Source organism: Paenibacillus motobuensis, from assembly GCF_039521865.1.
GTDB classification, from domain to species: Bacteria; Bacillota; Bacilli; order Paenibacillales; family Paenibacillaceae; genus Fontibacillus; species Fontibacillus motobuensis.
Genome location: NZ_BAAACX010000016.1, coordinates 174,788 through 196,865 on the forward strand (window position 1 = coordinate 174,788; position 22,078 = coordinate 196,865).

27 protein-coding genes are annotated in these 22,078 nt (G+C 46.9%); 23 read left to right on the plus strand and 4 right to left on the minus strand.

Annotated features, from left to right (window positions below; all coding sequences use genetic code 11):
* Positions 1-7: 7 nt before the first annotated feature.
* Together hisC and ABD014_RS18730 are read left to right on the plus strand one after the other, a co-directional pair.
* A complete protein-coding gene (gene hisC / locus ABD014_RS18725; RefSeq protein ID WP_343863587.1) occupies positions 8-1,105 on the plus strand; it encodes a histidinol-phosphate transaminase in 1,098 nt (365 codons plus the stop codon).
* Between the two features lie 99 nt (positions 1,106-1,204).
* On the plus strand, positions 1,205-2,299 hold the full coding sequence (locus ABD014_RS18730; RefSeq protein WP_343863589.1) for a prephenate dehydrogenase: 1,095 nt from the start codon (positions 1,205-1,207) through the stop codon (positions 2,297-2,299).
* 284 nt (positions 2,300-2,583) lie between these two features.
* Here the strand turns inward: ABD014_RS18730 and ABD014_RS18735 are convergent, their stop codons facing one another.
* Positions 2,584-3,237 carry a class F sortase gene (locus ABD014_RS18735; protein WP_343863591.1) on the minus strand — a complete coding sequence of 218 codons (654 nt, stop codon included), beginning with the start codon at positions 3,235-3,237 and terminating at the stop codon, positions 2,584-2,586.
* A 50-nt stretch (positions 3,238-3,287) separates the two neighbouring features.
* Entirely contained in the window at positions 3,288-3,533 is a 246-nt protein-coding gene (locus ABD014_RS18740; RefSeq protein ID WP_343863593.1) for a hypothetical protein, read from the minus strand.
* Between the two features lie 177 nt (positions 3,534-3,710).
* Between ABD014_RS18740 and ABD014_RS18745 the strand changes: the two genes are divergently transcribed.
* Entirely contained in the window at positions 3,711-4,220 is a 510-nt protein-coding gene (locus ABD014_RS18745) for a DUF3189 family protein (protein ID WP_343863595.1), read from the plus strand.
* Between the two features lie 182 nt (positions 4,221-4,402).
* Here the strand turns inward: ABD014_RS18745 and ABD014_RS18750 are convergent, their stop codons facing one another.
* Positions 4,403-4,738, minus strand: coding sequence for a hypothetical protein (locus ABD014_RS18750; RefSeq protein WP_343863597.1), 336 nt, complete (start codon positions 4,736-4,738; stop codon positions 4,403-4,405).
* 306 nt (positions 4,739-5,044) lie between these two features.
* Between ABD014_RS18750 and ABD014_RS18755 the strand changes: the two genes are divergently transcribed.
* The 12 genes from ABD014_RS18755 to ABD014_RS18810 all read left to right on the plus strand — a co-directional run bounded on the left by ABD014_RS18755 (position 5,045) and on the right by ABD014_RS18810 (position 14,157).
* On the plus strand, positions 5,045-5,638 hold the full coding sequence (locus ABD014_RS18755) for an RNA polymerase sigma factor (RefSeq protein ID WP_126997856.1): 594 nt from the start codon (positions 5,045-5,047) through the stop codon (positions 5,636-5,638).
* The gene (locus tag ABD014_RS18760) at positions 5,635-6,234 is read left to right on the plus strand and encodes an anti-sigma factor (RefSeq protein WP_343863601.1); all 600 of its coding nucleotides are present in this window, start codon (positions 5,635-5,637) and stop codon (positions 6,232-6,234) included. The genes ABD014_RS18755 and ABD014_RS18760 overlap by 4 nt, the downstream gene beginning before the upstream one ends.
* A 107-nt stretch (positions 6,235-6,341) precedes the next feature.
* Positions 6,342-6,926 carry a histidine phosphatase family protein gene (locus ABD014_RS18765; protein WP_343863603.1) on the plus strand — a complete coding sequence of 195 codons (585 nt, stop codon included), beginning with the start codon at positions 6,342-6,344 and terminating at the stop codon, positions 6,924-6,926.
* 118 nt (positions 6,927-7,044) lie between these two features.
* Positions 7,045-8,145: a hypothetical protein gene (locus ABD014_RS18770; RefSeq protein WP_343863605.1), complete on the plus strand. Its 1,101-nt coding sequence runs from the start codon at positions 7,045-7,047 to the stop codon at positions 8,143-8,145.
* A gap of 84 nt (positions 8,146-8,229) precedes the next feature.
* Entirely contained in the window at positions 8,230-8,736 is a 507-nt protein-coding gene (locus ABD014_RS18775) for a gamma carbonic anhydrase family protein (protein ID WP_343863607.1), read from the plus strand.
* Positions 8,737-8,758: 22 nt separating this feature from the next.
* Complete coding sequence (locus ABD014_RS18780; protein WP_251411902.1) at positions 8,759-8,941, plus strand: IDEAL domain-containing protein; 183 nt, start codon at positions 8,759-8,761, stop codon at positions 8,939-8,941.
* Between the two features lie 168 nt (positions 8,942-9,109).
* On the plus strand, positions 9,110-9,547 hold the full coding sequence (locus ABD014_RS18785) for a DUF2487 family protein (protein ID WP_343863611.1): 438 nt from the start codon (positions 9,110-9,112) through the stop codon (positions 9,545-9,547).
* Between the two features lie 180 nt (positions 9,548-9,727).
* The gene (locus ABD014_RS18790) at positions 9,728-10,270 is read left to right on the plus strand and encodes a Rieske (2Fe-2S) protein (protein WP_193556447.1); all 543 of its coding nucleotides are present in this window, start codon (positions 9,728-9,730) and stop codon (positions 10,268-10,270) included.
* Between the two features lie 16 nt (positions 10,271-10,286).
* Positions 10,287-10,958: a menaquinol-cytochrome c reductase cytochrome b subunit gene (qcrB, locus tag ABD014_RS18795; RefSeq protein ID WP_068781722.1), complete on the plus strand. Its 672-nt coding sequence runs from the start codon at positions 10,287-10,289 to the stop codon at positions 10,956-10,958.
* Between the two features lie 277 nt (positions 10,959-11,235).
* Positions 11,236-12,117: a c-type cytochrome gene (locus ABD014_RS18800; protein ID WP_343863614.1), complete on the plus strand. Its 882-nt coding sequence runs from the start codon at positions 11,236-11,238 to the stop codon at positions 12,115-12,117.
* A gap of 88 nt (positions 12,118-12,205) precedes the next feature.
* The gene (locus tag ABD014_RS18805) at positions 12,206-12,832 is read left to right on the plus strand and encodes a DUF1405 domain-containing protein (protein WP_343863617.1); all 627 of its coding nucleotides are present in this window, start codon (positions 12,206-12,208) and stop codon (positions 12,830-12,832) included.
* A 431-nt stretch (positions 12,833-13,263) separates the two neighbouring features.
* Positions 13,264-14,157 (plus strand): sporulation protein YpjB, encoded by an 894-nt coding sequence (locus ABD014_RS18810; protein WP_379340952.1) that lies wholly within the window; start codon positions 13,264-13,266, stop codon positions 14,155-14,157.
* Between the two features lie 47 nt (positions 14,158-14,204).
* Here ABD014_RS18810 and ABD014_RS18815 read toward each other — a convergent pair whose 3' ends face one another.
* Complete coding sequence (locus ABD014_RS18815; protein ID WP_343863621.1) at positions 14,205-15,062, minus strand: YitT family protein; 858 nt, start codon at positions 15,060-15,062, stop codon at positions 14,205-14,207.
* A gap of 191 nt (positions 15,063-15,253) precedes the next feature.
* Between ABD014_RS18815 and ABD014_RS18820 the strand changes: the two genes are divergently transcribed.
* From ABD014_RS18820 to ABD014_RS18855, 8 genes are all read left to right on the plus strand, one after another.
* The gene (locus ABD014_RS18820; RefSeq protein ID WP_309158663.1) at positions 15,254-15,586 is read left to right on the plus strand and encodes a nucleotide pyrophosphohydrolase; all 333 of its coding nucleotides are present in this window, start codon (positions 15,254-15,256) and stop codon (positions 15,584-15,586) included.
* 57 nt (positions 15,587-15,643) lie between these two features.
* Entirely contained in the window at positions 15,644-16,177 is a 534-nt protein-coding gene (locus ABD014_RS18825) for a tetratricopeptide repeat protein (RefSeq protein WP_343863625.1), read from the plus strand.
* A 22-nt stretch (positions 16,178-16,199) separates the two neighbouring features.
* A complete protein-coding gene (gene dapB / locus ABD014_RS18830) occupies positions 16,200-17,006 on the plus strand; it encodes a 4-hydroxy-tetrahydrodipicolinate reductase (RefSeq protein WP_343863627.1) in 807 nt (268 codons plus the stop codon).
* A 12-nt stretch (positions 17,007-17,018) separates the two neighbouring features.
* Positions 17,019-17,438 (plus strand): methylglyoxal synthase, encoded by a 420-nt coding sequence (gene mgsA, locus ABD014_RS18835; RefSeq protein ID WP_343863629.1) that lies wholly within the window; start codon positions 17,019-17,021, stop codon positions 17,436-17,438.
* A complete protein-coding gene (bshB1, locus tag ABD014_RS18840; RefSeq protein WP_343863631.1) occupies positions 17,438-18,151 on the plus strand; it encodes a bacillithiol biosynthesis deacetylase BshB1 in 714 nt (237 codons plus the stop codon). Before mgsA ends, bshB1 begins: the two co-directional genes overlap by 1 nt.
* 50 nt (positions 18,152-18,201) lie before the next feature.
* Positions 18,202-19,359 (plus strand): N-acetyl-alpha-D-glucosaminyl L-malate synthase BshA, encoded by a 1,158-nt coding sequence (gene bshA, locus ABD014_RS18845; RefSeq protein WP_343863633.1) that lies wholly within the window; start codon positions 18,202-18,204, stop codon positions 19,357-19,359.
* A gap of 82 nt (positions 19,360-19,441) precedes the next feature.
* Positions 19,442-20,770 carry a CCA tRNA nucleotidyltransferase gene (locus ABD014_RS18850; protein WP_343863635.1) on the plus strand — a complete coding sequence of 443 codons (1,329 nt, stop codon included), beginning with the start codon at positions 19,442-19,444 and terminating at the stop codon, positions 20,768-20,770.
* 1 nt (position 20,771) lies between these two features.
* Complete coding sequence (locus tag ABD014_RS18855) at positions 20,772-21,749, plus strand: biotin--[acetyl-CoA-carboxylase] ligase (RefSeq protein WP_343863637.1); 978 nt, start codon at positions 20,772-20,774, stop codon at positions 21,747-21,749.
* The last annotated feature ends 329 nt before the right edge of the window (positions 21,750-22,078 follow it).

Consider the following 22,078-nt stretch of genomic DNA (forward strand, 5'->3'; position numbering starts at 1 on the left):
AAAATCTATGCTGCCAAAACCGCAAATCGTAAACCTCCCGGTCTATCAACCTGGTAAGCCGATCGAGGCAGTCAAGCGGGAGCTTGGTCTTACAGAAGTTATCAAGCTCGCATCGAATGAGAATCCATATGGCTGCTCCCCTCGCGTTCGTGCAGCGATCGAAGCGGAGCTTGCTAATATCAGCATTTATCCTGATGGAAGTGCGGTGGAATTAACCGAAGAATTAGCGAGTCATCTGGGGGTACATTCTAATCAAATTATTTTCGGCTGTGGTTCGGATGAGATTATCGCCCTGATTACCAGAGCTTTCTTCCTTCCGGGAGACGAGACCATTATGGCGGATCAGACTTTCTCCGTCTATAAGAGCAACGCCGATATCGAGGGCGCAATCAGTATCGAGGTTCCTCTACAGGCAGGAACGCATGATTTGGAAGCAATGCTTCAGGCAGTTAATGATCGGACTAAGGTTGTATGGATCTGCAATCCTAACAATCCGACAGGGACTATCGTACCTGAAGCGGATTTGATCGCTTTTCTGGATCGGATTCCTGGTCAAGTACTGGTCGTGCTGGACGAAGCATATGCCGAGTACGTTACTGATCCGTCTTATGCAGATGGCATCCGGTTGTTGGATAAGTATCCGAACTTGGTCGTGCTTCGCACGTTCTCCAAAATTTACGGCCTGGCATCCCTGCGCATCGGGTATGGTGTGGGTCAGCCTGCAGTCATCAAACTAATTAATCAGGTACGTGAGCCGTTCAACACCTCGCGGATTGGTCAGGCTGCGGCGAGAGCATCGATTGCAGACCACCAGTTCGTAGCGGAATGCCGCAAGAAGAATGCCAAGGGAATTGAATACTTAAATGGTGAATTCGACCGTCTTAAGTTGTCTTATTTCCCGGCACATGGCAATTTCATTATGGTTGATGTGGAGACTCCGTCACAGGAGATGTTCCAGGAGTTGCTTAAGCTGGGAGTCATTGTGCGCGGCGGCTTCTCTAAATATCCGAATTCCATTCGGGTAACGGTTGGCTCAGAGAGCCAGAACCAGAGGTTTATCGCAGCTCTGGAGCAGGTGCTTCAGCAGCGTAAGGTACGAGTCTAGCGAGTGTATACATCTAGCCATAAATGACCTCAATGAGCTTTGACAAGTATCCTGTTTATGATGAAGTAAATAATCTTAGTAGAAGTTGAGTGAAAATTTATGACTACAAAAATTGCAATATTTGGTGTTGGATTGATTGGTGGGTCTCTAGCCCTCTGTTTTCGCGGCAAGCCGGGGATTGAGGTTGTTGGCCACAGCCCCCGTCCCGGATCGCTCGAAGTGATGCTGGACCGGGGTGTTGTGGATTCCGCGACCCTCTCTATGGAAGAAGCGGTGCGTGACGCCGACTTTATATTTCTATGTGTGCCTGTAGGTAATCTGGAAGAGTACCTGGAGAAGCTGTATGCACTTCCGCTTAAGCCAGGCTGTATTATTACAGATGTAGGCAGCACGAAGGCTTCGATCGCTGCTGCGGCAGAGAAACTGTCGCGACCGGACGTGTATTTCATTGGCGGCCATCCTATGGCCGGCTCTGAGAGATCCGGTGTGGAGGCAGCTTCGACACTGCTGTTCGAGAATGCTTATTATGTTCTAACGCCGGCAACCGGTGTTCCAGACGAGGCTTATGCTAAGCTGGAGGAACTTCTGCTATATACAAGGGCGCAGGTCGTACGGGTTAATCCTGTTCAGCATGATGAGATCGTTGGTGCGATTAGTCATTTGCCGCATATTATCGCGGTAGCGCTCGTGAATCAAGTGTGCGATTACAATGCCTCCAACGGCCTGTATCGGACCCTTGCGGCAGGCGGATTTCGCGACATTACGCGGATTGCTTCCAGCGATCCGATCATCTGGCGTGATATTCTGTTAAGCAATCGCAACGTGGTGCTATCGCTGCTTAAGGATTGGAATGAAGAGATTGGTGGCTTCATCTCCATGCTGGAGGACAGGAATGGGGAAGGTATCGTCGATTCCTTCGTCAAAGCAAACCGATTCCGCAGCGAGCTTCCTGAGCGACGCAAAGGCATGATCTCCTCGCTGTTCGATTTGTACATCGATGTCCCTGACCATCCGGGGATTATTGGACAGATTACGACGGAGCTTGGTGATCAGAACATTAACTTGAGCAATATTCAGATTATCGAGAGCCGCGAGGATGTGCCTGGACTGCTGCATTTGTCCTTCCGTCAGGAGAGCGCTATGGAGCGAGCTAAAGAGCATCTGCAATCGATGGGCTATGCTGTATATGTTTGAACTCTATTCTTATATGAATTTAACGGAAAGCGGGGTCTTTACGGCCCTGCTTTTTGATTTTAATAATACATATAAGTTCAAGCGGTCTAAAATCGATAAAAAAAACGCCACTTCGTAGTTGAAGTGACGCATGCTCACTAACGAGCATCAGATATTGGATAGGAGTGGAGAGAAACCATACTGTGCTTTTATTATAATGTATCCGTTTTCATTCTGTCAACACATTTTTTTAGCGCTTTCATTGTAGATTAACTACAAATTTTCCCTTTTACTATGAGATGCCATTAGGTCCCATTCTGTAATTTGGCGAACACGACGAGCCGCATTTCATGTTCTTTTTTCTTGCGGCTGTATTTTCCCGTACAAGTAATCAGATTGAGCCTGTGTTCTTCCGTATCGCCAAAAATTCTCTCAAGCGGAGCTTCAGCCGTAATGAAGGACTCAACGCTTTCAACTACATAGGTTAGTCGTCGCCCTGTCTTATTAGATACGATGATGGTATCGCCTGGACGCAGTTTTTTCAAATTAAAGAAGATAGCCGGACCCGTATAGCTGTCTACATGTCCGTCCATAATGACGTTCCCTTTGGCTCCGGCAAGAACGCCTGGCTGCAGAATGCCGACAATTTCAGTATCCTCTGGCACATCCATTCGTCCATCCTCTGCAACACCCACCGGCATAATCTTTGCAAAGACATTAATGCTTGGAATATACAGATGATTGGGCAGGAATGGCTCAACCGGGGCAGTATGTACGGCGTCTTCGGATGTCTTTTCTGGATGATTAGGCCGTATGATTTCGCTGTTGGATTCAGACTGTGTTGAAGTCTGTGGAAGATCGGTTTGTTTCTCCGCTTTGTTCTTCGTCTCTGGTGCAGAACAGCTCGAGCAGGCTAAGGCTATAAGCATTGTAATGATCGTGAGTTTCCATCGCAGCATTTTCATCTTGATAAATATAGAAAGAGGGGAATCCCCCTCTCTCAGCTCCTCTATTCTGTTTGTTCGCTAGCGCCGCCAAACCCTGAGCGAGGCATTTCAGTAGCCTTAGTCTTGATTCTCTTAGCCTTGTGGCTCTTTGCATGCACTTTGTGCTTTCCTGTTTTTTCCTTATGCATCGATTTGGTATGCATCTTATGCTCATACGCTTTGGTTTGATGAGCAGGTGCCGCACCAACAGCCGATGCGAAGGAAAGAAGAAGAGTTGCGGATAGCAGGACAGAAGATAGTTTTTTCATGGCTTTTTCCTCCGAATTGATATTTTATTCCCCGGGAATTATCGTCCCCCAAATTAACTTTTATATATATGGCAAAATACGGTGCTTGCTAATAGCTCGACTAAAACTCAAAGAGTATATCTTGAAGGTAAACGGGACACATTTATCTTAAATAATAACCATGAAGGGGAAATTAGCATGATCTACATTTACAACTGCTATGGGGGGACACATACCTCGGTCTTGGCTGCAGCTTATCATTTGAATCAGTTGCCGCGAGACCGTAAGCCATCAAAGGAGGAAATTTTGAATACTTACATGTTCGACAAGCTGCTTCCACAGGAACATGGGAAGTTGATCCACCATGGCAAGGATGATCAAGGGAATGATATTTTCAGTGTGGGGCGGGGCAATTCCAAAGCGGTTATTCCTGCGATAACCAGCTCATTCCAGTTGTTGGCGGATAAAGAAGAACTGTCGGAGAAGGTTATTTTGTCCAATACCTCACCAACAGTCCCTTTAATGATGACAATCGGGGGATTCTGTTCAAGACAACTCAAACTAACGACTCTTGGCCGAGCACTATTGGTGCTGGGGGCTCAGCAAACCTACAAAAATATAATACAGCTGGTTGAAAATACGAACCGGGCAGGAAACAACTCTTCCTCAAAAGTGGAGGTGTTGAACAATAAGGAAATAAAGCCCTAGATCCGCAGGTACAAACGGCTTAAACCGGAGTTGGTCCGGAAGTGAAATTGGCAATCTCCGTCGATCCGAAGAACAGCAAGCTAATAACGATGATCAAAATCAGAAGCTCAGCAAATCTTTCGCCATCAAACTCTCCCATCCCTGAAGCCCCCTTTACGTCAAACTGTCAAACGGTGTGCTATTCAATCTGTCATTTTTTTCATCGCGGCAAATACTTCATTTAGAGTAAGATCACCATTGTTCTGAAAAAATGAGACCAGCTTATCTATGTTCGATCCGTTACCGGAGCCAAGTGTTTTGTATTGGCCAATCAAGCTGATGACGACAGACGCTTCCCTGAACAATTCGACCGAGTCCACCTTTAATTTACCGGTCAACAGCAAGGCGGCAACAGCGGCTTCAATGCTCCCGGGTTTCTGCTGTTTTGATTTGGAAGATTTGCTGTTTGAATTACTGTTTGAATTGCCATTTTTGGAGCTGCCATTTCTGGCTTTGTTGCTTTTGCCGGGAGAAGACATGCTATTACCTTCTTCCGTTTGTGAAATTAGAAAACGCACTATAAAAGTAATTTATGCCGTGGTGAAGATTAATGTTATCCTATTCAACTACATGTCGTTGTCTTAGCCCGGACATATTTTTATCGGTGCTTCTTCTATGGTATAATATTGTAGGATTGCAATATGAATTGATAATGACGCCATCATATGGATGTTTTTTTTATAATTACATAAGCAAACCGCAACTTTTTTAATCCTGTTCGGTAATAATGTATAAGAATCGAACGGGGAATAAGCGCATGGACGGGCGAGGAGGTTCGCACTTAAATGACGGATTCCCAGATGATTCGTGAGATAAAAGAAGGCAATACCGAGTTATACTCGGAGCTAATGCGTAGGTATCAACGCAAAATTTTGGCATTTGTATATCACATGCTAAAGAGCGCTCAATTGGAATTATTGGCAGAGGATATTTGTTCTGAGACTTTTTATAAAGCATTTCGAAGTTTGCACTCTTTCCGTGAAGTAGATGCTTCTTTCTCTACCTGGCTTTATACGATTGCAAGAAATACCGTTCTGAGTGAATTACGTAAGCAGCGAAGTGGCAATGTGCCGTTAGAGGAGAGTGGATACATACCTGTTGCGCCGCACGAGCTTGTCCCTGAACAGGCGATTCTGCGCAATGAACGTGTTGGCCTTGTTCGCGAAGCAATTAACAATCTTCCGGAAAAGCAGCGATCGGCTCTAATATTACGTGAGTACGACCAACTGGACTATCAGGAAATCGCTTGCATTCTCGGTCAAAGTGTAAGTGCTGTGAAATCCTTGTTGTTCCGAGCACGCAGCAGTGTAAAAAGTCAGCTTGAACCCTATTTCTATGAGCCGAGCTACGAGCATTATGAAGGGATGAAAAGCAGATGAATTGTAGAGAGGCGGAGCAGTTATTTCCACTACTTCCGGATCTTCCGCAGGATGATCCTCTTAGACAAATGCTGGAGTGGCATGTTTTAGGCTGTGAAACCTGTGCGGTTGAATATCGTTTCTGGCAGGAAAGTCTAGAAGCGGTTCATGATCTGCCGTTTGAGATTACTGAAGAACAAGCCGAATCTGTGAATCGCAAGGTAATGGATAGAATTTACTCGGAATCTCCCTGGCTTGCTCCAGATGTTCGGGACCCCGGATTTCATAAACGGATTAGCAGGCGTGTCTCATTATGGGCAGCATGCTTCCTCGTAGTCTTCCTATGCAGCACATTGCTGTTCGTGATGGGTGGAAAATTGGAAGAGGATTCGAAATATGAATCTTTGACCGGAGTTCTACCGACTGCGGTGGCTACAACCGATAGCGAGAATATGAGCCATGTCTCCTTCAGTCTGCCGACCGAAGTTCGTGGCATTGTAGATCCGTTCGTAGTGCAGATGGGCCCGACTTATCCGCAATATTGGATGTACTTATCGATGGGGGGCATGGTTCTTGCCATCGTGTCCTGGAAGGGCGTACGCCGTTCCAAGAGATAGCGTGAGATTTGATAGGCGCTTCTTCCCCAGAAGAAGTGTTTATCTTTTTTTATATAGGAGTTCACCGAATTTTAGAGATATTAGAGATAATCTTTGGGAGGTTGAATATGCTAGTTGGCTTGATACGTCATGGATTAACAGACTGGAATAAGATCGGGAGAATTCAAGGGCAGAGTGATATTCCCCTTAATGAAGAAGGGCGTAGTCAGGCGAGGAAGTTAGCGGGGCGGCTGCTTACGGATCAGGAGTATAAATGGGATTTTGTCATTACAAGTGGCTTATCTCGGGCTCAAGAGACAGGGGAGATCATTGCCAGAACTCTGAATATTCCGTTATATGATCCGGATTCGAGACTGGTTGAGAAGGCTTTTGGCCAAGTAGAGGGGTTAACAGCCGAAGAGCGGGAGACGCTCTGGGGAGTGGATTGGAAGCAGCTAGATCTTGGTCAGGAGAGCGATGAAGCTATTCAGGAGAGAGCTTTGTCGTTCTTGAAGGAGATCGGTGAGAAGTATAGCGACAATAATGTGCTTGTAATCTCTCACGGTGGTTTATTAGCCCAGTTGTTTACAGTTCTTTATCATAATAAATGTACGGAGCGTATCGGTAATCTGTCCTTAACTATACTAGAAAAGAAGGATCATAATTGGGATATGCGTCTCTATAATTGCACACGCCATCTAGAGGATATATAAGTTTTTAAATGAACTATAACAAGTGAAACCGGCCTGAAAGGGCTGGTTTTTTTTGGTATGAAGGAATAATTACCGTCAAAATTCCCATAATGGTATTAAAACGGCGAGGCGGTAACCTATGAATCTGGCGGATATGCTAACTTATGCTGATATTGCGCAACTCAGCAGAATAGCGAACCATTATCAGTGCGATTGCAATGGAAACTCCAAGCATGAACTGATTCAGTCCATCCTGCAGACGGTAGGGCGGCGTGGCTTCATCGAGCATCATCTGGACGGAATGAGCATAGAGGATTTACGCTTCTTGAACGCTCTTCTGTTCGATGGCCGCAAGCAATTCAGTCTTGAGGATTTGCTGGCTTGTGCCAAGCAGTCACGAGCAGTCAAGGCCGGGCTTGATCAGGAGCAAGAGCGGGAGAATCCGCGCGAGGTTATATCCCGGTTCAGACAGCGTGCCTGGCTCTTCCAGGGAGCAACCCCTGCTACCCGTTACTTGTTCGAGGTGCCCGATGACCTGCGTCATAGGCTTCGCGAGGTACTTGAGAGGCGTATTAAGTCAGAGGTTATCCAGGCAGAGCAAGAACCTGTACTATATCGGGAAGAGCCTGAGCTCATGACGACCGATCTGCTGCTGTTCCTTGAATATGTCATGAACCATAGTGTCGCTCTTAATGCAGAGGGTGTGATGTATCGGCGCAGCCAAATGCAGATCATGGATATGCTGCATGTAAGCGAACCGCTCGTTGGCAAAGGCTGGAGGTTTGGCTATGGCCGCCGATTCAAGGATTATCCGAGCCGTTTCTCACTGCTATATGATTATGCCTATCATATCCGTCTGATTAAAGAGGAAGGCGACAGCCTCAGGCTAACCTCGACCGGCCTAGCCTATCTTAAGGAAGAACATCGTGAAGCAATGTTGCAGTTCGTGACCTTTTGGCTGAGACTGTACAAAATACCGATCCCGAACCTGCTCTCGATTATCTATTGGATCGAACGCTCTTCTGCAGACTGGGTTAGTGTGGCGTCATTGTATCAGAAACTGGGGTATCTAATATCTCCTTTCTTCTATGATACTCCTGAATCGATATTCGAAGAGCGAATTCTACGCATGATGCTTCATCTGGGAATGATCCGTATCGGAGAGAATGAAGATGGAGAACGGTATGTTCAAACAACTGGATTTGGCAAGATGGCAATTAAGCAGTTGCATAAGGACTAGGCAAGGTAATATTTAGTTTCGTTGACAATAGTGTACCTTATTGCTACAATCACTCCCAACTAAACGGCGGGAGAGTGGTTCGTCATGCTGATTGAATACCTGGGAAGAAGACCAAATCTGGATTCATCGGTATTTGTGGCCGAAGGAGCAAAGGTCATCGGTGAAGTAACGGTAGGTAAGGATTCGACAATATGGTACAACGCGGTGCTCCGCGGAGATCTAGCGCCAATCATGATCGGTGATCGCTGCAATATTCAAGATGGTGTCATCGGGCATGTTAATACCGATCAGCCGCTCATTGTTCAGAACGAGGTATCTGTAGGCCATGGTGCGATTATTCATGGCGCAACGATAGGCCAAGGTACATTAATCGGGATGGGGGCAATCGTCTTAAACGGTGCGGAAATCGGTGAATATGCTTTAGTAGGAGCAGGATCATTAGTAACAGAGAATACGAAAATTCCACCCTATACTCTTTCTCTAGGCTCTCCTGCAAGAGTCGTACGTGAATTAAAAGAAGATGATTTGCTTAGAATGAAACGGACGATGGAAAGTTATGTAGTGAAAGGCAAAGAATATAGGATCTCATGACAATGTATTGGAGGTGCATCCTATGGATCAAATGAAGGTTACTTATGAAGCGATGCTCAGTTTAGCGGCAGAGATGGTCTGGGATGAAGCGCTGCGCAAGCGCCGGTCGGAGCAAATATATAGCGAGATTGATTCTGCCCTGGCCAAAGGCGATGAGGTGGCCTTCCGACTTCTTACGGATGAACTGAAGACATTGGATCATTAGAAGGAAATGCCGCGCGGCATTTCCTTTTATTTTGCTGAAGGAGTGAAGCCGTACTTATCCTCTTAATTATGCGAGTTTAAATAACAGCTAATGGACTAAAGAAATCCACCCTTTAAATGTGACATCTCTGTGACTATAATAGGAGTGATACTAGGGGAGGAATGGAGCATGAAATTTAGTGAAATTGAGTCATCTGCCTGGGAGGAATTGCGTCCTTATCTCGATACTTGCCTAATTCCGGTTACTGCTCTTGCAGGAACGGAGCGGCCATTTGAAGTGACGGGCAAATTGGAACGGTTACGGGATATTATGGATTGCATCGAGATTCCGTTCAAAGGCAGGGTCGTTACATATCCAGCTTTTCAATATGGAGATACACAGATTGCGGAGCTTATCAACGAAGTATGTCGCAACATCAAATTATCTGGATTCAAATATGCCATTGTCATGTCGGCCGATGCGACGTGGACAACTGAAGCGTTGGCCGATGCGGATCTTATCGTGACGGCACAGGCTTTTCCTGGATATAAGACGCCCGAGGGAGCAGAACAAATTAGACAAGCTGTTCAAGCACTTTGGCAAAGTTCCGGATCGATTCAATTGTGACAAATTATTGACATTTTAATAATATACCTACTGTTTATCCTTGGAAAATATGTGTCAAATTCTTGACGCTCTCAAAACGCTAATATATTATTAAACTGACTTACATATTCATGTGATTATTGTCATTGAAAAGGGAAGATCATTAAAGATCAATTGGCGAAAAAGGGGGTTGAAGACATTATGAGCAATCAGCATGACGAGCATGAATCGTCGCATAAACCGCCCATCCGTAAGGAAATGTCCAGGCGGCAGTTTCTTACATACACATTGGGAGGCGCCACCGCATTTATGGTAGGCGGAGTGACGCTTCCGATGGTTCGTTTTGCCGTAGATCCGATTTTGCATAAAAAGGGCGAGGGCGCTTTCATTAAAGTGGTCGAAGCCAGCAAAATAACGAATGAGCCGCAGGAGTTCAATTTTGAACTTCCACAGCAGGATGGTTGGTATTCCAGCATCGCCTCGCTCACGGCATGGATTCGTAAAGATGAGAGCGGCAAAATTTATGCGCTTTCACCGATTTGTAAACATCTGGGGTGTACGGTCGGATGGAACAGTGACAAAAATTTCCCTAACGAATATCACTGTCCTTGTCATGGGGCGCATTACACGCAGGACGGCAAGCAGCTTGCTGTTGCACCGAAGCCGTTGGATGAGTACAAGGTTATGTTGAAAGATGATTGGGTTTATCTCGGCGACATTGTCGCCAATACAAGAGTGAAGTAAGGAGGCGTAGATTCGGATGTTTAAGAATGTATATAACTGGATTGACGAACGTCTCGATATCACGCCGATCTGGAGAGATGTTGCTGACCATGAAGTACCAGAGCATGTTAACCCGGCGCATCATTTCTCTGCCTTTGTGTATTGCTTCGGCGGACTGACGTTTTTTATTACTGTGATCCAGATTTTGTCGGGAATGTTCCTGACGATGTATTATGTACCAGATATTAAGAACGCTTATGCCAGCGTTGAATATTTGCAGACCCAGGTTGCCTTTGGACAGATCGTTCGCGGGATGCATCACTGGGGAGCAAGCCTTGTTATCGTGATGATGTTCCTGCATACACTGCGGGTATTCTTCACCGGCTCTTACAAAGCGCCGCGGGAAATGAACTGGGTTGTCGGGATGCTGATCTTCTTCGTTATGATCGGTCTCGGTCTGACTGGTTATTTGCTGCCATGGGATAACAAGTCCTATTTCGCAACCAAGGTTACGTTGGAAATCGCCAATTCAGTTCCGGTGCTAGGACCGGTCATTAAGGAATTACTGCAGGGCGGAACCATTGTCGGTGCCGAGACGCTGACTCGCTTCTTCGCGATCCATGTCTTCTTCCTTCCGGCTGTATTGCTGCTCCTATTGGTAGGACATTTTATCATGATCCGCAGACAAGGGATCTCTGGACCTCTATAAAAATCATGTTCAAAAAGGCCCGTTTTCAGCACCGAGAAGGCCCGTCTGAAGCTAGGGTCTGAGGAGCGGAGCTACACGTTTTCGTAGAAAACGACCTCGAAAGCATTTGCATGTAGTTTGTACGTGAGCACCTGAGATGTTTCCGTAGGAAACATGACTTCGTAAGCATTTGCTTAGACCCGGCTGAATTCAAGATTCGATGCCGAGTTACTTCATGATTCACTTCGTGATCAAAAGCGGACCTCTATAAAATAAATGAAGGAAGGGAGGCATTTACATGGCTCACGGAGACAAATCGAAAGAAAAAGTCGTATATGTCGGTGATTCACGTGTTCGTAAAGGCGACGGCTTCGTTACACCTCCCGATTACACGGCTTATCCGGGGAAATCTGAAGCGTTCATTCCGAACTTTCTACTTAAGGAATGGATGGTTGGCGTTGTTGTACTCGTCGGGTTCCTCGTGTTGACAATTTCCGAACCGGCACCGCTCGGTTTTCCGGCCAACCCTAGTGCTCAGGTCATTCCGATGCCAGACTGGTACTTTCTGTTCCTGTATCAGTATTTGAAATATCCATATGCTTCTGGAGATTATGTCGTTCTTGGAACGCTCGGGATTCCAGGTGTTGCCTTTGGTTCTCTATTGTTGGCTCCATTTCTTGACCGTGGTAAGGAGCGCAGATTCTATAAGCGCCCGATTGCTTCGTCATTAATGCTTCTGTCGATTGCATCGCTGGTCTATTTGACTAACTTCGCCTGGACTCACTATCAGAACGAGCTGAAGGCTACAGGGCTTCAACCAGAGCATATTCAGCGTGAAGAGAAGGCGCGCGAGAACCGGGAGAAGGGGCTACCAACAACCAACGTTACTCAAGACAAAGAGATCGCCATCGTTGATAAGGATGATCCGGCAATGGAGTCCTTTAAGAAGGCCACTTGTATCAGCTGTCACGGAGCTGACTTGAAGGGTGGCGGCGGCCCGTCACTGCGGGGTATTGGCGACAAGCATAATAAAGAAGAAATTCTAACTATTATTAAAGAAGGCTTTAACGGCAGAATGCAACCTATGTATGATACTGCGAAAGCAAATGGCCTAAGCGATGATGATATTGATCATTTGGCTGAATGGCTTGCGAAGCAGAAGGCCGAGGCAGTAGAATAGTAATAACTTGATGAACCTGATCGTGAATACGATCAGGTTTTTACATATCTATCGGGCTAGTCCCGCCTAATGGGGAGGAGATTGACGCTTGAGGCTGTCGACTTTATGGAGCAAATCCTTGCTCGGGAATAAATACATACTATGGTGTCTTTTCATTGTGAATCTGCTCGGTACGATCTATGGGTACATTTGGTACGATAATCAGCTGCGGGAGACTTGGGCGACTCAGCCGCATTGGCTGATTGTATTTGTTCCAGACAGCCCTACAGCTAGTTTGTTTTTTACTGTAGCTTTATTATTTCTATTGTTCCCCGAGAAGTTAGGGAAGTTCTATTTCATCCGAACGGTTATTGAAGGATTGGCCGTCGTAACGAGCATTAAATACGGAATTTGGGCGGTTACGATTATATTTGCAGGAGCGGCCCAGGGAAATGTGCTGGTATGGCAGGATTGGATGCTGGTGGCATCCCATTTAGCTATGGCAGTTGAAGCTTTGCTATATGTTCGTCTGTTTAAATTTGGTTCATTCATGCTGATCGCTGCCTGGAGCTGGACGATATTGAATGACTTTATTGATTACAGCTTTGGGGTCTACCCGTGGTTGCCGGAAGTATTGTGGAATGATGTGAACGCGGTGATGATCTTCACCTTCGCGCTGACTTGCGCCAGCACACTTGCTGGCTGGATTGCCCTCCGGGCAGCTAAGCGATTATAGAATTAGCTAGAAAAAATCTCTAACGGAAGCCACAGCTCTTACTTTGCGAATATTGGCCACTTAAGAAATGTAACGGATATGAGCTCCGCTATTCATATGCTAATGGACTAATTTCGTAGGAATCCCTTTCAATAAGGTCGCTCATCCTTGAACTACATCGATCGTTTTTTTTATCAAAAGCAGACTTTTAAACTACCTCATTAAATAAAGGTTCAAAAAGTCTGGTTTTCAGCACCGAGAAGGTTGGATGAAGCTAGGGTCTGAGGAGCGGAGCGTACGTAGTTTGTACGTGAGCACCGGAAGACCCGGGTGAATTCAAGATTCGATGTCGAGTCGGCTTCCTGAGTTACTCCGTGATCAAAAGCGGACTTTTTGAACTACCTCTAGGTTCTAAGTGTGGACAGCCTGCCATAACATGATGGTAGGGAGGGATGTCCGTGAAATGGAAAGGATATTGTCTAATAGCTGCCTTGTCAATGATCCTGCTGCTTCTGCAAGGATCCCAGGCTTATGCCGACGGGCTACCAGTCGCACAGGCCGCGGATATCAAAATAACGGAGCAAGAAAGGGCTGACAAGCTGCGGCAGTTGGAAACGGCTACGGAATTGTTGTATCAAGACATGCAGCAGGGGAATACGCAAAAAGCGAATCAGGATATGGAACAAGTTATTGATGCGTTGGAGCGCCTATCCTTCAAGGGGTTGACTTCAGTGGAGGGAATTCATGCTCTGGCTGAGAGTATCATGGATGTTAAAGAGACATTGGCCAAGGCCGTAGATGGACAAGAGGAGTGGATCAGCTCATCCGCGCGGCTTAGACTTGCCGTGAACAGTCTTACCCACTCGAAGCAGGCATTATGGCATCAGTATTATAAGGTACTTGGCGAGGATCTGCAGCGTATGAATCAGGCTCGTGCTGCTGGGAGCGGAGCTGCATTAAGAGAAGCTTATCTTAGCCTGAAGTCGCATTATGAATTAATTCGTCCAGCAGCAGTGATCCGAAAAGATATGACGGAAATCAGCCGTTTTGATTCGTGGTTGTATTATACGGATAGCTTGACGAAAGAGAAGGATGCAGATATGTCTGCGCTGACTAGTGCTTTACAGCAAGGAGAAGGGTTCATTAAGGAATTGTTCGGCAAAAAAGGAGATGAACCGGTCTTTCTACCGATTAATGGATACGGAAATCCGTGGAACTGGAGCCTGCTGATCGGTGGCTGGATTCTGCTCGCCTTGTGCTATACAGCTTACAGGAAATATCGAGCGAGCCAAACTGTGATCTCGGTTCCTGGCAAGAACGAGAAGAATGATCGTTTTCGATTCTGATTGATGGAAGAAGAGGTGCCCCATATCGTGCTGGGGCACCTCTTTTTTTATTCTTCGCGGAAACCCTCTCCGTGAACATCGCGTACATCGCTAATGATAATAAAAGCTCTTGGATCTACCGATTTGGCGATACTTTGAAGACGCCTGATCTCCTGCCGAGATACGACACAGTAAGCCATCGGCTTATCCTGCTTCGAATAGGCTCCTTTGGCGGGAATCAAGGTGACGCCGCGCTCCATATCATTGGTGATAATATCGGCAATCGCCTCAGCGTGATCGCTGATGATCATGAATGCTTTGGCGGAATAAGCGCCCTCTTGAATGAAATCGATCACTCTGGAGGCGATAAATACGGCAACGAGCGTGTATAGAATATTTTCCTTACGTACATAAAAGAGAGATAAGCCAATAATGACGACGTCAATGCTGAGGATGACCTGCCCCATGCTGAGGCCAAATTTGCGGCCAAGAATCCGGGCGATAATATCGGAGCCGCCAGTCGTGCCGCCGAAGCGGAAGACGATGCCAAGACCTGCTCCAAGCGTAACGCCGGCGTACATCGTGGCGAGAATATAATCAGTTTGGAGCATTTCGATCCAGCCTTGACTAAGGATATGTTCAAATAGCCATAAGAAGAAAGACAGCGAGCCGATACCGATACCAGTCAGAATCATCTGCCGGCCGCCGAGAATTTTCCAGCCCAGGAGGAACAAGGGGATATTGATGACTAGGTTCGAGATAGATGGAGAGATGGCGAAGGCATACTTCAACAGAATCGTAATACCGGTAACGCCGCCCTCCATGAGCTGATTCGGAATTATAAAATACAGAAGCCCAAAGGCATAAATGGCTGTTCCGATAATAATCGGAATTATGGATCGCGCATAATTTGTGATATTTTTCATAATACTCGTTTCTTCCTTTACCAGTGAGTAGTATAATCAATTTACGCATTTCTTTCATAGAAGTAGGCTCGGTGCTGAAAACCAGACTTTTTGAACATCGCACTCATAGTATATCTCCAAAAAGAATTTGTTTTCAATTTCCTGTTACGATAACATAAGAATTAATCTAGACAACAGGTTGGGGTGATAGGATGAATGAGAAATCTCTAGCTGAAATGCAGCGCGAAGTGGACAAGTATATATCACAGTTCAAGGAAGGGTACTTCAGTCCGCTGGCATTAATCGCACGAATGAGCGAGGAGCTCGGGGAACTGGCCCGTGAAGTCAATCATACATATGGAGAGAAGCCCAAGAAGCCGGATGAGCCGGAGGGTTCGATCGAGCTGGAATTGGGAGACATCCTCTTTATTACGATTTGCTTCGCCAATTCGCTTGGAATTGATCTGACGGAGGCCCATGATAAAGTAATGCGTAAATTCTCGACCCGAGATGCGGATCGTTGGACGAAAAAGGACACCGAATAAGTAGCGCCTTCATATGCTGTAATAGTGAATCAGCCCATTTGGTTAGGGGGACAGCAGATGAAGGCGAAACAGTATTTAAGCGAAGCGTACCGTAGCATTTATGAGAATGATTTTGAGCAGGCGCTCTATTGGTTTGAACAGGCATTGATTGTTGAACCGGATAATGCCGATATTCATTATCGCCATTCCATCACTAGCGCCCGCAGTAACTGCCTCGATAAGGCTCTGACACATGCTCGCCTTGCAGCGACACTTGCGCCCGATCATGAAGAATATATGCTTCATTTCGACCGCCTAAGAGCCAAAGAGCTACTTGGGATCGCCAGAAGGCATCTGGAGGGGAAGACAGAGGATAAGACAAATCGCTCTGAACAGGCCGTCCGCTTGCTTGAACGGGCGGGTGAGCTAGACCCTTTATCTGTCGGTGTGCAGGCATGGTTAGCGATTGCTTATGGCGAGATGGGGAGATATGATGCATCCCTGTCCGCTCTGCGCGAGGCTTATGCTTTGCCTCAGGATGAAGTGGTTACGAGGCAGCTCGCTGAATTGGAACAACAATTGGAGAACAAATTGAATCAGTCATCATCTTAGTTCAAGTGAAGGGGGATTAAAAATGGGAGAACAAATTAGAGTAGCCGTTGTCGGTGCAACCGGCAAAATGGGTAAAGAAGTCGTTAAGATGGTGCTTGAGGATCCAGAGCTTCAATTAGTAGCTGCCATAAGTCCGTCAGAAGAAGGATTGGACACTGGAACATTAGTTGGCAAGTCGCAGTGCGGAGTCGCGATTACCTCTGATCTGGAGCTCGCTCTTCTTGAGAGCAAGCCGCAGGTCATGGTAGATTTTACGACGCCGAAATCTGCTTATGCCAATACGGAATTGGCAATCAGATTTGGCGTGTCTCCGGTGACCGGTACGACCGGATTTACGCCGGAGCAGATCGAGCATCTGGACAAGCTATGCCATGATAAAGGGCTAGGCGGGCTTATCGCTCCCAATTTTTCCGTCGGCGCTATTTTGCTGATGAAATTTGCGGCCGAAGCGGCTAAATATTTTCCAAATGTGGAAATTATCGAATATCACGGGGATCAGAAGCTCGATGCGCCTTCCGGTACAGCGATCAAGACAGCCGAATTGATCTCGATGAATCGAAAAGAACATAGACAAGGCAATCCGAATGAAGAGGAGACCATTGAAGGGGCGCGCGGCGGCTATTATAATGGCTTCCGGATTCATAGCGTTCGTCTTCCAGGGATATTTGCTCAAGAAGAAGTCGTATTCGGGGATTTTGGCCAAACTTTGAAAATTCGCCATGATTCTTATGATCGCGCAGGATACATGCCTGGTGTTAATATAGCAGTGAAGAAGGTTTTGAACTGTAAAGGGATGATTTACGGTTTTGAACATTTTATGGAAGAGTAGGAGATGACACAGATGCTTAACATCGCATTTATAGCCCACGACAGAAAGAAAGAAGACATCGTTAATTTTGTAGTAGCTTACGAGCAAGTATTTCAAGGTAAAAATCTATATTCAACAGGAACAACGGGACAACGGATTATGGAAGCTACCAATCTGAAAATTCACCGTTTCTTATCTGGTCCACTCGGCGGCGATCAACAGATCGGGGCGCTGATTGCCCAGAATGAAATGGATCTTGTTATTTTCCTGCGCGATCCATTGATGGCCCAGCCGCATGAACCTGACATTACAGCGCTGCTTCGTCTCTGCGATGTGCACGGTATTCCAGTTGCTACGAATATGGCTACGGCGGAAATTCTCGTTCGTGCCTTGGACCGTGGTGATTTTGCTTGGCGTGAATTGGTTGAATTGCTCAAACCGGAGTTAAAATAATGAGCGAACCGCTTGATATATTAATTTTTGGTGCCCATGCAGATGATGCAGAGATTGGAATGGCCGGTACAATTGCCAAGCAGGTGACTGCCGGATACAAAGTCGGTCTCTGCGATCTGACAGAAGCTGAACTATCTTCTAACGGTAATGTTGAACTTCGCAAGCAGGAGGCCGCTGCGGCTGCCGAGTTGCTCGGGGTCACAGTGCGCCTGAATCTTGGACTGCCGGATCGTGGCTTGAACGGCTCTGCGGAACAGATTGCGGCGATAACGTCGGTAATCCGTGGATATCAACCGTCTATTATTTTTGCCCCCTATTGGGAAGATCGTCATCCAGATCATATCGCTTGCAGCAAGCTTGTTGAGGATGCAGTATTCAATAGCAAACTACGTCGTTATATGCCGGACAAGCCCGCGGTAGCTGCGCCGGAGCTCTACTTCTATTTCATTAACGACTGGAGAACTCCTGATCTGCTCGTGGATGTAACGGACAACTATGCATTGAAAGAGCAAGCCCTGGGTTGCTATCGCTCGCAGTTCGGAGCGGAGCCGCGGGAGGAGGAAATCGCGCTTACGCCGCTGAATCAAGGCTATGTTGAGAGGGTGAAGGCCCGGGATTCATTGCTTGGCCAGCGTAAGCTTATTCCTTATGCTGAGGGGTTTGCGGTCAAGACCCCATATGTTGTTAATCTATTTGGAACTCGGAGTTCATAAGTTATATAGGAACACACACACTGACTATATTTATAAGGAGGCCCCCGCCAATGAACCAGCATCTAAAAATTGGCATTACATGTTATCCTTCACTGGGAGGTTCGGGGGTTGTTGCGACCGAACTCGGTAAACTTCTGGCAGAGAAGGGACATGAAGTTCATTTCATCTGTCATGGAGTACCTTTCAGGCTAGGAAGTTTCCATAAGAACATTATTTATCACGAGATCGAAGTCAGCGACTATTATGTGTTCCGCTATCCACCTTACGATCTATCTCTGGCTACGAAGATGGCACAGGTAGCCAAGAGGGAGAATCTTGATATATTACATGTACACTATGCTATGCCGCATGCAGTGTGTGCCTTCCTGGCCAAACAGATGGTCGGGGACCAATTGAAGGTAGTTACGACACTACACGGAACGGATATTACCGTACTCGCTCAAGATGAATCGCTTAAGGATCTGATCCGACTTGCCATTAACGAGAGCGATGCGGTTACCTCCGTATCACGGGATTTAATCAAAGAGACCCGTGAAGTTCTTGATATTTCGAGAGATATCGATTTGGCTTACAATTTCGTGGATGAGCGTGTGTACTACCCTAGACCTTGTCTTGAGTGCCGCGATGATTTTGCCGCTCCCGAGGAGAAAGTGCTCATGCATATTTCTAACTTCCGTCCCGTCAAGAGGGTCAGCGATGTAATCGATATCTTCGAGAAGGTAACCACCAAGATTCCTTCCAAGTTGCTGCTTGTCGGCGAAGGCCCCGACTTGCCGAAGATCCAGTGTAAAATCAAGGAGATGGGCCTTTGCGATAAGGTACACTTCCTTGGCAAGCAAGATGATATTGCTCATGTTATCTCCATGGCTGATGTTCTGCTGCTGCCATCGGAGAAGGAGAGCTTTGGGCTCGTTGCCTTGGAGGCCATGGCCTGCGGTGTGCCGACAGTTGGATCGGTAGCAGGCGGTATCCCCGAGCTCGTCACGCATGGAGATAGTGGATTCCTCGCTCCTATTGGCGACACGGATCAAATGGCCGAGTATTGTATCTCGCTGCTCTCCGACGACAAGCTAGCGGAGCGTATGAAGAAGGCCTGCCTGGATCGCGCGAGAAATGATTTCGGCAGTGATCGGATTACCTCTATTTATGAAGCTATTTATTATCGTGTGTTGGATCGCGAAGTGCCTGGCCTTACATCGGTAAGCTGATCATCTCTGCGAGCATAGAATTTAAAAGCGGACTTTTTGAACTTCCTCTTATCGATTAATTAGCATGGAGGCTTGTAATAGAATGGATTCATGGAAACAGGTAGACCCCCTGATGTACCGTCAGGGGGAAGCGGTGTTACATATACTAATCGCGCATGACTTTGAAGCTTATTTTGTCGGAGGATGCGTGCGTGATGAAATTATGGGCCGCGAGGTTCATGATATGGATATCGCTACTTCAGCTAGACCGGACCAGGTTATCGAACTTTTTGATCGTACTGTTCCCACCGGGATTCAGCATGGAACGGTGATGGTACTTATGGGTGATTATTCGTTTGAAGTAACAACCTTCCGCAAAGAATCGGATTATGAGGATCATCGCCGGCCTTCTCGGGTCGAATTTGTCGATGCGATCATAGAAGATCTGCAAAGACGCGATTTCACGATGAATGCAATGGCGCTTGGCATGGAAGGGCGACTGATTGATCCATTTGGCGGACGAGAGGATATCGCCGCTGGCTTGATTCGCTGCGTCGGCCAAGCAGGGGAGCGATTCGAAGAGGATGCCCTGCGGATGATTAGGGCGATTCGATTTGCCTCCGTATTCGGTTTCAGGCCGGTGAAGAGCTTGTGGAGGGCCCTTGTAGCCGGAAGGGGCATGTTGTCCTTCATTGCGATGGAACGAATTCGGGCGGAATTTGAGCGGGTTATTGAAGGGCCACGTCCATTGCGTGGACTAGCTTTGATTCAGCGAAGCGGTATGATCAATGAAGTGAAATATCCGGTCTCTTATCTCGAGCCAATTCGGGAGAGTTATATAAGAACAATGGAGAATCCGTTAGTGTCCGGTTTAGTGAAGCGTCTGTATTTGCTGCTAAGAGGACTTAATATCCATGCAGAAGAGGCTGAAGAGTTGATGCGGCACTGGACATTCTCTAACCTGATTGTGGAGCGGACCACCAAGCTGATCAGATTTGACGAACAGTGGCTGGATCGTCTATATACTCTATCTCCTGCTGATCAGGAAGATGTACAAAAATGGCGGCACACCTGGATTCTATTGGAGCTTGCTTATGGCAGCGACACGGTGGTTGACTGGCTTGAATGTTATCAGGCGCTGCTACAAGAGGCTGCCCAAGCCAGTTATCCCGTTCCCGAATGGAAGCAGCTTGCTGAGCTGGACTTCCTGAACCGCCTACTCGATCAAGTTAGAGAGTGGCATGAAGGGATGACGGTATACGAGCTGCGTGATTTAGCGATAGCTGGAAGTGATGTTATACAGTGCACTGGTAAAAAGGGGGGGCCGTGGCTCGGACAGTTAATGAAGCAAATGCTCGAGTCTGTAGCTATGGGAGAATTGGTCAACGAGCGTGAAGCGTTGTTGGAGCATGTGAAAGACGTGGTGAATTGAGATGGAATCTAATCGTTTATTGCAAATGCTGCTGGATCATCCCGGACAATATATATCAGGCGAAGAGTTAAGCCGGCGATTGTCGATCAGCAGAACAGCGGTCTGGAAGCAGATTAATAAGCTGCGACAGGACGGATATGAATTTGAGGCGGTCTCACGTAAGGGATATCGACTAGTTCATTCGCCAGAACGAATCCATGGAGAAGATGTGCTGTCAAGACTGCAGACTGTAACGTTCGGACGCCAAATTCACGTTATGGATGTCGTTAAGACAACACAGGATGAAGTCAGAGCGTTAGCTGAGCAAGGTGCAGCTGAAGGAACGCTAGTGATAGCTGAAGAGCAGACTGTAGGGCGGGGTAGGCAAGGACGGAAATGGTACTCCCCATCCGGCAAGGGAATTTGGATGAGTATGCTGCTGAAGCCACGCCAGCCGATCGTCTTTGCAGCTCAGCTTACGCTACTGACAGCCGTGGGTGTATGCCGCGCCTTGCGCAAGGTCAGCGGGGTTGACGTTGGTATCAAGTGGCCTAATGATCTGCTTATTGAGGGTCGTAAGCTGTGCGGGATTCTGGTTGAATCGATTAGTGAGGACGAGCTGCTCAAATATTGTATCGTTGGGATTGGTATCGATGTGAATCTGCAGCTGGAGGATATACCTGAAGAGATACGCTCCGTTGCGACTTCGCTTCGAATCGAGAGCGACAGCAAGCAAGACCGTGCTCTTCTGATCGCAGAAATACTGTATGAGCTAGAGCAACTTTACAATTTGTACAATGAAGAGGGCTTTGCTCCGATCGGCCATCTTTGGGAAGCCTTATCTGTAACGATCGGCCGTCAGGTGCAGATCAGAACACCGCAGGGAGAAAGCAGTGGGTTTGCAACCGGTTTGGATCCGTCAGGCGCCTTACTGATCACCGATCAGCATGGGAAGGAACGGACAATCTACTCCGGTGAAATCCAGTTGGGCAGGATATAGAGGTTGAACTAACCTCTTTATTGATAAAAAATAATTTGTTATACTGTTCGCAGGAGGCGGTATCGAGGTTACCCGAACTGCACTCTTTTCGAGCGGTATAGCATGGCGATTTAGCAGATATAAGTATTCATCAAGGAATAGCTTGTTACACAAGCTATAGAAGTACAGCATAAGTACGTGTTACCACTACAAGTGAATAATAACGTCAGGTATAACGTTGGATTCTGCTCTGAGCCGAAGAGGACCGAGACAGAAGGGACGATCGAAAGTGACTCTTCTTTGGATTCGGACCTTTTTAGTGCGTAACTAAAAGGTTTTTTTGTTGTGTT